This is a genomic window from uncultured Corynebacterium sp., from assembly GCF_902489365.1.
GTDB lineage: Bacteria > Actinomycetota > Actinomycetes > Mycobacteriales > Mycobacteriaceae > Corynebacterium.
Map to the genome: position 1 here is coordinate 1 of NZ_CABTZR010000076.1, position 10118 is coordinate 10118.

Annotated in this window: 8 protein-coding genes; 5 read left to right on the forward strand and 3 right to left on the reverse strand. The window is 60.2% G+C overall.

Annotation, left to right across the window (positions count from 1 at the left end):
* Positions 1 to 326 precede the first annotated feature (326 nt).
* Both RDN59_RS09875 and RDN59_RS09880 read left to right on the forward strand, forming a co-directional pair.
* A complete protein-coding gene (locus RDN59_RS09875; protein WP_308607690.1) occupies positions 327 to 2966 on the forward strand; it encodes a GNAT family N-acetyltransferase in 2640 nt (879 codons plus the stop codon).
* Positions 2963 to 4096: an acetoin utilization protein AcuC gene (locus RDN59_RS09880; RefSeq protein WP_308607691.1), complete on the forward strand. Its 1134-nt coding sequence runs from the start codon at positions 2963 to 2965 to the stop codon at positions 4094 to 4096. The genes RDN59_RS09875 and RDN59_RS09880 overlap by 4 nt, the downstream gene beginning before the upstream one ends.
* A gap of 85 nt (positions 4097 to 4181) precedes the next feature.
* Here RDN59_RS09880 and RDN59_RS09885 read toward each other — a convergent pair whose 3' ends face one another.
* On the reverse strand, positions 4182 to 4931 hold the full coding sequence (locus RDN59_RS09885; RefSeq protein WP_308607692.1) for an SDR family NAD(P)-dependent oxidoreductase: 750 nt from the start codon (positions 4929 to 4931) through the stop codon (positions 4182 to 4184).
* A gap of 50 nt (positions 4932 to 4981) precedes the next feature.
* Complete coding sequence (locus RDN59_RS09890) at positions 4982 to 6190, reverse strand: acyl-CoA dehydrogenase family protein (RefSeq protein ID WP_308607693.1); 1209 nt, start codon at positions 6188 to 6190, stop codon at positions 4982 to 4984.
* A gap of 229 nt (positions 6191 to 6419) precedes the next feature.
* On the opposite strand from RDN59_RS09890, the gene RDN59_RS09895 reads away from it, so the two are divergent.
* The 3 genes from RDN59_RS09895 (at position 6420) to RDN59_RS09905 (ending at position 9559) form a co-directional block, all read left to right on the forward strand.
* Complete coding sequence (locus RDN59_RS09895; RefSeq protein ID WP_308607694.1) at positions 6420 to 6980, forward strand: TetR/AcrR family transcriptional regulator; 561 nt, start codon at positions 6420 to 6422, stop codon at positions 6978 to 6980.
* 160 nt (positions 6981 to 7140) lie between these two features.
* A complete protein-coding gene (locus RDN59_RS09900; RefSeq protein ID WP_308607695.1) occupies positions 7141 to 8871 on the forward strand; it encodes an AMP-binding protein in 1731 nt (576 codons plus the stop codon).
* A 187-nt stretch (positions 8872 to 9058) separates the two neighbouring features.
* A complete protein-coding gene (locus tag RDN59_RS09905) occupies positions 9059 to 9559 on the forward strand; it encodes a MarR family transcriptional regulator (RefSeq protein ID WP_308607696.1) in 501 nt (166 codons plus the stop codon).
* Between the two features lie 79 nt (positions 9560 to 9638).
* Here RDN59_RS09905 and RDN59_RS09910 read toward each other — a convergent pair.
* A partial coding sequence (locus RDN59_RS09910) for an enoyl-CoA hydratase-related protein (protein WP_308607697.1) occupies positions 9639 to 10118 on the reverse strand: 480 nt, incomplete at its 5' end.

The window sequence follows — 10118 nt, forward strand, 5'->3', positions numbered from 1 at the left end:
GCTCCTTGCCGGTCGAAGGATTGAGGACGGGCTGCGTGTTGCCCGACGTTCCCTCGAATGTTTCTCCGTTGACGTAGTGATAAACAGTGCGCATTGCGCTTCTCCTTCCTGGAACCTCCGGCTCCCTGTATGGCTTGGGTCACACACTAACGGTGAATAACAACCGCTCGCCATAGAACTTGAGATACAGAACACTATTCACCCCCTGCAGTGATGTGCCGTACATATACTGTCCAGTGCTTTTGTGGATGCCCTCCCCGAAGCCCGGTGGGGTGAATGCCGTTCACCTGCCCTGAGCTCGACGCAGCGTTGGCTAAGGTGATGACATGGACCACATGGAGCAGCCCACGTCTACCGCGCCTACCGGCCCCGAGCCGCAGAATTGGGAAGCCGATGTCATCCTCAACGACGGCGACATCGCTACGCTGCGCCCCATCACGCCCGCCGACCGCGACGCCATCCGCGCCTTTTACGACCGCGTCTCAGATCAATCGAAGTACCTACGCTTCTTCGGCACGCACCCCACGCTGACCGACGATGACCTGGACCGTTGGCTCCACACGGAAGGCTATGACAAAGTCACCCTCGTCATGGTGGAACGCGGCAATATCGTGGCCGTCGCCGGATACTCCATTGTCGAACAATTCCTGCCCGCGCGGGTGGGCGATGTCTCCTTCCTTGTCCAAGATTCCCACCACGGAAAAGGCGTGGCTAATATCCTGCTCGAGCACCTCGCAGAGATTGGACGCGAAGGAAAAGTGGAACGCTTCTTCGCGGAGATGCTGACTCAGAACCGAAGGATGGTGCAGGTTTTCGTACGCGCGGGGTATTCCGCGAAGCCGGAGCTCGAGGATGGTTTCATCCGGGTGGATTTCCGAATTGCGCCGAATGAGAACTCCCGCGATGTCATGGAGCGCCGCGAGCTGCGCGCAGAGGCCAACTCGATCCACCGTTTGCTCACCCCACGCTCAGTGGCGGTAGTCGGAACGCTGTCCAGCAAACAGCTAGCCAGCGCCAATTTCTCCGGTACACTGCTCCACCTTCACGGTGTGGAAGAGCTCAACGCCCTTGATGAGCAGGTGGATCTCGTCGTCATCGAGTTCCAAGGCCACGGCGGAGCCGAGGCTATGCAGGCTGCTGCCGCCGCCGGCGCCAAGGGAGTGGTCCTCATCTCCCGCAGCCAGAACCCCAACCTCTCCCCCGACCGGGCCCGCGACATCGTGCTCGCGGCTAGGGACTACGGCCTTCGAGCCCTTGGCCCAGCTGCGCTAGGTCTTATCAACACGAATGAGGCGGTGCGGCTTAACGCGAGCCCCGCACCCATGCCGCGCTCCGGGCAAGTCGGCCTGTTTACGCAGTCGGCTGGTGTGGCGACGCTAGCTCTGTCCCATGCACTGCAGCTCGGGTGCGGCCTAAGCAATTTCATTGCCGCCGGTTCCTTCGCTGACGTCACAGGCAATGACGTCATGCAATTCTGGAGCCAAGATGAGAACACCCGGATTTGTTTGCTCTCCCTCGACTCAATCGGTAACCCGCGCAAATTTTTCCGGGTTCTGCGCCGCCTAGCGCTGGACAAGCACGTCGTCGTTTTCTTACCCTCCCGCGCTCTGAAGTCAGCCCGCCACTACGCGGTGGAGGGATTGTCGGCGGCGAGCCCGGCTGCCCTCGACGAGATCATTCGCTGCACTGGGGCAATGGTGGTCACCCGCCGCGATGCCATGCTCGACATCGCCCAGCTCCTCGCGCGCCAACCCGTTCCGCAGGGCCGCCGCATCGCAGTGATGTCGAATTCCTCCGGCCTCACCGCGCAGATGGAACAGGCAGCCTGGCGCTTCGGGCTGCGCCCGCACGCCACCACCGTCGTCGATGCCCCCGCCCCCGCCATCACGGAACAGGCCCGGCGCGCCCTAGAAGATCCGGGTATCGACGCAGTGCTGTGCGCCGTCGTGGAGGTCGGCGAATTCATTCTCAAGGATGCGCATTCAAGTTTGTCCCAGCTGGCGACAACGACGACGGATACCCCGCTCATCGCCAGCTTCGTGGGTTTTGATATCCCCGATTTCCGCACCGCTGAGGGCCCAGAGGCACCCGGCCAGCTTCCTGTGTTTGGCACCTACGCCGACGCCATTGAAGCTTTGGCAACCATCATCGATAATGAACGCCGCCGGGCCCTAGCCCGCCCCAATCCATCCGATGAGTTCGCCAACAGCGCGGGCCTTGCTGAAGCGCGCGGTGTGGTCGCGGAGGTTCTGACTGATTCCCCCACGGGACGCTGGGCCACCGACGAGGAGTGCGCACGAATCCTTAGGGCTTATGGCATAGAGATCGTCCCATGGACCCCGGTGTGCACCCTCGACGAAGCCATCGCGGCCGGCCGCGAATACGGCTGGGACGTCGTCCTCAAGTGCAGCTCGCAAATGGTGCGGGGACGCTCGGAGCTGCCCACCGTCGTGCGCAGCATCCATGACGAGGAATCCATGGTGCGAGCGTGGACCACCATCACCCAGCTCACGCGCGATCTCCACTTGGGTGAGGATCCGGCTATTCTCATCCCTGTCGTGCAACGCATGGTCACAGCCGGTGCCTCCCTCACTGTGCGTGCCATCGAAGATCCCGTTGTTGGGCCCATGATTTCCGCCGGTATCTCCGGCCTACCCTCGGATCTTTTGGGAGACGTCGAGTGGCGCGTGCCCCCGCTTCGCCGCACCGATGCACTCGACATGCTCAGCTGTCTCAAGGCTTCTCCTCTGCTTGCCGGCTACCGCGGCACCAAAGCTGCCAAACTGCACCGTATCGAAGAGGTCATGATGCAGCTGGCACAGCTCAAGGACGACATTGCTGCGCTCGTCGATATCGAGCTCTCTCCAGTCATCGCCGGGGTAGCGCACACTGCTGTGGTGGGGGCTCGAATGCGCATCGCTCCGCTCGGTGATGTCCGCGATCCCCTCGCGAGGTCCCTGTCATGAGTCAGCCAAAGCCTCTGCTCTTTGCCTCGGAGGAGATGTACCGCTATTCGCTTGGGCCGCAGCATCCGATGGGGCCGGATCGCGTCGCCGCCGCAATGTCGCTGGCCAAGCACTTTGGAGTGCTGGAAGAATTCGACATCGAATGTCCCACCCCGGTGAATACCTCCCACTTGGAGCTCGTTCACAATCCCGATTACATCGCCGCCACCCGCGCCGAGGTGCCCTCCAAACGCTTTGGCTTGGGCACTGAAGATAACCCGATTAGCCATGGCTTATCGACGGTCGCCGCGCGCATCGCCGGCGGCACCCTGGCGGCCGTGCGCGCCGTATGGGAGGGCCGTGCGCAGCGCGCTGTGAATCTCTCCGGCGGGTTACACCACGCCTTCTCCGATTCCATGTCGGGGTTCTGCATGTACAACGACGCCGCGATCGCCATCCGTTGGCTGCTAGCTAACGGCGCCCAACGCGTGGTGTACCTGGACTTGGATGCCCACCACGGTGACGGCGTCGAAAAGATTTTTTGGGATGACCCCAACGTGCTCACCATCTCAGTACACGAATCGGGACTCTATCTTTTCCCTGGGACTGGCTATGCACACGAGATCGGTGGTCACGGCGCGGAGGGGACCGCGGTTAACGTGGCCCTGCCCCGCGGGGTGAATGACGAGGAGTGGCTGCAAGTCATCCACGCGGTCGTCCCGCCGCTCCTCAAGAAGTTCCGTCCCGACTTCATCATTTCCCAGCACGGTGCGGATCCACACCGTTCCGATCCCCTCGCGGATCTGGAACTCACCATCGACGCGATGGCGCGGGCTTATCGTTCCGTGGCGGTGTGGGCGCAACAGTTTGCGGGCGGGCGATGGGTCGCGCTTGGCGGCGGTGGATATCGAGTCGACGCCGTCGCCCGTGCGTGGACCCACGTGCTGGCAGCGGTCGCCGACGTTGAGCTCGCAGCTTCGGAACGGATGCCAAAAGGCTGGGAGGGCTCATCTACCTTGGGTGATGAGGGTGCGTGCGCCGCCATTGGGGGCTTCGATCCCACCAAGGTCATGGCTGAAAGGCCACACGCAGCGCTGGTGCAGACGACACGCGCAGTTTTTCCCTATTGGGGCCTGCCGGCTTATGGCTAGGCCTTATGGCTGGGCCCCGTATCGGAGGGGCGTCGACAATGCGCGCGTGATGGGTCTCTTGAGGTCGATTCTCGTGATGAGGCCCTTAGCGTGGCGGCATACGCAGCGCGCCATCCAAGCGAATCGTTTCACCATTGATATAGGGGTTCTCGGCAATAGACACAGCTAGGGCGGCGAATTCCTCCGGCTTTGCCAGCCTTGCGGGGAAAGGCACAGTGGCCTCGAGCTGTTCGCGGAACTCCGGGGTAATCTGCGCCATCATCGGGGTGGCCACGACACCCGGCGCGATGGCATTGACGCGGATACCCAACGAGGCGAGATCCCGGGCCCCGGTAATCGACAGGGCAGCAACTGCACCCTTGGACGCCGCGTAGGCCGCCTGGCCAACCTGCCCTTCAAAGGCCGCGACGGAAGCGGTGTTGATGATGACTCCGCGCTGGCCGTCCTCGTCGAGAGGCTCCGCCTGGGCCATCGCCTCGGCGGCTGCAGTCATGACGTGGAAGGTTCCCATGAGGTTAACGTTGATCGTCTTAGAAAACAGCTCCGGGTCATGGGGGCCTTTTCGCCCGAAGATGCGTGCCGAGGGGCAGATGCCTGCGCAATTTACCGCCACGCGCAAAGGTTTTTGCTCGGATGCGGCGAGAACCGCCTCGCGTACTGCGGCCGCATCGGTGACGTCGACTGCCGTGTAGTTGATTCCGCTGTGTTTCTCCTCCGGGGCGGACAGATCGAGCACGGTGACCGTGGCCCCGTGCTCCGCGAGTGCTGCAGCCGTTGCGGCTCCGAGGCCAGATGCACCGCCGGTAACGACGGCGGATGCTTCGTGCAGGTTCATGATGGTTTTCTCCTTTAATCACCGTGGGGTGTCGGGTTTGGCAGGGCTGTTTAAACGAAAGCGGAAACGCCGGTGACAGCGCGGCCGACGATGAGCGAGTTGATGTCGTAGGTTCCCTCGTAGGTGAAGAGAATCTCGGCATCATCCATCATCTTCGACAAGTCGTATTCGGTTAGGATGCCGTTTCCTCCGCCGATGTTGCGGCCCGCCGCGGCGGATTCACGCGCCAGGCGCGTGGTGGTTGCCTTTGCCAAAGCGGCAAAGGGCATTTCCAGCTTTCCTTGTTCTTGGACCTCTGCCAGCTGCGCCATCATGGCGAGCGACGCGGTGGCGTTGCCGAGGATACGGGAAAGCTGCTCCTGGACCAGCTGGAATTTGGCGATTGGCCTGCCAAACTGCTGGCGCTTGACCGCGTACTCACGGGCCTTGTCGAAGATGCCCAGTTGCAAGCCGGCTCCCTGCCAGCCCACCCAGGCGCGCGAATAGCACAGGAAGTCATTGACGTTGGCAAAGGATTCCGCACCCGGAATCAGGTTCTCGTGTGGGATGAGGACGTTGTCGAACTTAAGGTCCGCATTTTGCATGATGCGCAGGCCCATCTTGCGGGAGATCTTGTTGCGCGTCACGCCCTCACGGTCGAGTTCCACGATGAAGGCCTTAATCTCATTATCAGCCTTATCCCGGGCGAAGGTGATGGCAAAATCAGCGAAGGTGCCGGCCCCGATCCAACGTTTCGCTCCGTTGATAAGCCAGCCTTCAGCGGTGCGCTCTGCTGTGGTGGCAAGGCCGCCGGCGATATCGGAGCCGTGCTCCGGTTCGGTTAACGCAAAGCACCCCACCTTGGTGAATTGGCGCAAACCTGCTAGCCAAGTGTCCTTTTGCTCTGGTGAGCCCAGCTTATCGATGAGTCCGAGGACCAGCTCGTTGTGAATGCCCACCAGAGCAGACAAGGACACGTCCGCGCGGGTTACTTCCGCGTACACCAGCCCGCGATAGAGGCGCGAGGTATCCGTGAGTTCAATTTCGCCCAACCCCATCTCCGCCATGCGAGGAAGAAGATCGAATGGCAGCTCCTCACGGTCCCAGTATTCACCTACAACAGGGCGAATCTCCGTCTGCAAGAACTCGTGGATCTCCGCCAGACGCGCCTGTTCCTCAGGAACCAGACGATCTGCTACCGCGAAAATATCAGCGTGGGGGTACTTAATGTTCTCCAAGTGTTTCCCGCTGGGGTGTTGCGGACTAAGAATCGGCGGCATAGCTTTCTACCTTTCTAGCTGGGTTTTAAGGTCGCTGCATGGGCTTTCTCCAGGCCACATACAAACTCTTGGACTCAAGCATCAATGAGCTTTCCACATTGAATGAGTACGAATATACATCTTTCCGTACTCTCGCGTGCCATGTTCTATGATCCTTGTGCGCAACAGACTGGGACGAACACACGTAAAGAACACACAAAGCCAAGACCACCGAGAGGCAGAAAGAAGCATGACCCAACCACTCACACCACGGCAGCGCGAGCTGTTTAACGCCCTCTTGCAGGACTTTTTGGCCGAGGGCTTCGAATCCTTCACTATCGACGGCGCAACGAAGCGCTACCAATGCTCAAAGTCGACCATGTACGCATTAGGCCCATCCAGAGACGCAATCATTCGCCGCGTACTGGTCAGCTTCTTCAAAGAAATCACCCGTCGCACCGCGGTCACCACAGCAGCTTCTTACACCCAAGCACTTGAGAAATACTTCTCTTCGATGACCATTGCCCTAGAACCCGCAAGCCCTGAGTTCATGCGCGACCTCGCCTCTGAACCCGCTGCTCAGGAGGTGTATAGCCTCAACACCAGGAGAGCTACCGAGACCATCCACAAGCTACTCAGCCACGGCGTCGAGGCTGGGGAATTCACCGCCGAGTACACCGACTTTGTCTCCCGCCTCATCCAGCGTTCAATGAGCGATATTCAGCAGGGCTTTTACTCAGACACCCTGGCCCCAGCAGAGGCCTACCACACCCTTGGCCAGCTCATTCTCCACGGAATTTCACCACGCTAACCTGCATCTTTCAAAGGCAGTTCGGAAATTCTCTAGCCATTACTTCGAACTCGAAGTAATGTGGGTTGCGACCCACGTCACAGAGACGCACGGTTTGGGACACGGGCCATAGCCATTGCGCCGTCCTTGACCCATTTGAGCACAAGCTAGAGGAGAACCAATGACCACGGTGACCGAACAATTCCAAGCAGCCCGCGACCTGCTGGTTTCTTATCAGACTGATTATGAAGCAGCCCGCAGCAACTTCGAGTGGCCGCGCTTCGAGCACTTCAACTTCGCACTTGATTGGTTCGATCACCTCGCCACTGCGGAGGAGTCGAAGGATCGCGAGGCTCTCGTCATCTGTGAGACAGATGGCAGCAGCACCCGCCGTACCTTTGCTGAAATGTCAGCACGATCGGCACAACTGGCCAACTGGCTGGAGGCCCAGGGCGTCCAGCGCGGCGATCGCGTCATGCTCATGCTCAACAACCAGGTAGAGCTGTGGGAGTGCATGCTGGCCTGCATCAAGGCAGGTTTCGTACTTAACCCGGCGACCGCAATGCTGGGCGCAGCTGATCTGCAAGACCGCACCGACCGCGCCAATATTTCCTGGGTCGTGGCCAACGCCGAAGATGCCGTTAAGTTCCAAGACGTCACCGGTGATTTCACCGTTATCCAGGTCGGCGATGAACCAGATGCGCAGACAACGCACCCCACCCTGCGCTATTCGGATTCCTTTTCCGGCTCAGAAGAGTACACACCGAAGCAAGAAACCAAGGCTGATGAGACCCTCCTGCTGTACTTCACCTCCGGCACTACGTCGAAGGCGAAGCTCGTCGAGCACACTCACACGTCCTATCCAGTGGGGCACCTGACCACGATGTACTGGATTGGCTTGGCGCCTGGCGACGTCCACCTCAACGTCGCCGCCCCCGGCTGGGCCAAGCACGCGTGGTCAAACTTCTTCGCACCGTGGATCGCAGGGGCCACCATCTTCCTCTACAACTATGCGCGCTTCGACGCCGCTGCGCTCATGGACAAGATGGAAGAAGAAGGCGTCACCAGCTTCTGCGCGCCGCCAACGGTCTGGCGCATGCTCGTCCAAGCAGACCTAGGCCGCATGAAGACCCCACCCAAAAAGCTGGTTGCGGCTGGCGAGCCGCTCAACCCCGAGCTCATCAGCACCATTGCCAGGGCCTGGAACACAAACGTTCGCGATGGCTTCGGACAGACGGAGACGACGCTGCAGATTGCTAACACCCCAGAACAAAAAGTGAAGCCAGGTTCGATGGGACGTCCGCTGCCAGGCTGGGAAGTCGTGCTCAAGGATCCCGCTACTGATGAGATTGGGGATACCGGAGAAATCTGCTTGAAGCTCGACCCCCGCCCAGTCGGCCTGACTGTGGGTTATTTCAATGACCCAGACAAGAACGCGGAAGTCTTCCGCGATGGCTACTACCACACGGGAGACACCGCGGAACGCGATGAGGACGGCTACATTTTCTACATTGGCCGCGCCGACGATGTCTTCAAGGCCTCCGACTACCGCCTCTCCCCTTTCGAACTCGAGTCCGTCGTCATCGAGCACCCGGCAGTCGCCGAGGTAGCGGTGGTTCCCTCCCCGGATCCCATCCGCCTCGCCGTGCCAAAGGCCTACGTCGCTCTAGCCAACGGCTACGAGCCGACGGCGGAAACCGCCGAATCCATCCTCAAACACTGCCGGGATGGCTTGGCACCCTATAAGCGCATCCGCCGCCTCGAGTTCTATGAACTCCCAAAGACTGTCTCCGGCAAAATCCGCCGTGTGGATCTGCGCAAGCGCGAAACCGAGATCCACTCCGCTGACGGCGGCGAGACGAAGGCATCGACGGAATACGCGGACTCTGACTTCCCAGCACTGAAGGGTTAACCCACCGCCCTTTCAGCAACGCAGGCCCCAGCCTATTGCTGGGGTTTTCGCATCTGCGACGCCCTCATCCTCCGGTGGCTCTCCCCCACTTGCGGTCCTACCCGCGATGCCTGTGGTCGAGTTCCTAGAACAGCGAAGCTCTCATTTATAGTTATCTCACGTACCGCAAGGAGGTTCTTTTCCGCTCATGGATATCATCGCTGAAGCACGCCGCCAGTGGGCCAAGCGTTATTCCGAGCGCTCTGCTCGTGGCCTCGCCACGGTGTCCTCCTTCGAACGTGCCGCACACATTTTGCGTAATGGTGCCGAAGATGTGCTGGCTCCTTATGGAGTGAGCTACAACCAGTTTGAGGTGCTCGCTGTGCTCATGTGGTCACGTGCAGGGAGCATGCCCATGTCTAAAATCAGCGCTCGGCTTCAGCTTCCGCCTGCTTCACTGACTCACACGGTGCGCAAGCTTGAGAAGGACGAACTTGTCGAGCGAGTCAGCGATCCAAAAGACAAACGCTCAACCTTGGTCATGGTCACCGACCAAGGCATCGTGTTGGCCTCGGCGGCGGGGCCTGCCCTTGATCGCTATTTCGATTCCGTTGCGCTTTCTCCTGGCGAGCAAGACCGCATCATTGCTGCTGCCAACCGCATCCGGCGCGCGGCCGGTGACGATGTCGAGGAGCCCGACGCCCAGTAGCCATTTGTTCTTTAAAAAGCGTGCGCTCACGCACGTACGGCCGAAGAAGCGAAAAGAAGGCTAACTCGCGGTTAAGGGTTTAGGAGTGCTTGAACTCCGGGTCGCGCTTCTCTACGAAGGCTGCCATACCTTCCTTCTGATCATGGGAAGAGAACAAAGCGTGGAAAGTTCGGCGTTCGAACTGGATACCCTGGGACAATGAAAGTTCATCAACCGCATTGACCTGTTCTTTGATTTGAGACGTTGCCACGAAGGACTTCGAAGCGATGAGTTTTGCCGTCTCCAGCGCCGAGTCAAGGAGCTCACCGGCAGGAACCACGCGTGCTACCAAGCCGGAGCGTTCTGCTTCCTCGGCTGCCATCATGCGGCCAGTCAGGCACATCTCCATGGCCTTCGCCTTTCCGATAGCTCGGGTCAGTCGCTGGGAGCCTCCCATACCCGGAGTGACGCCCAGGTTGACCTCCGGCTGGCCAAACTTGGCCTTGTCGCCAGCGATGATGAAGTCACACATCATGGCCAGCTCGCAACCTCCACCGAGCGCGTATCCGTTCACCGCAGC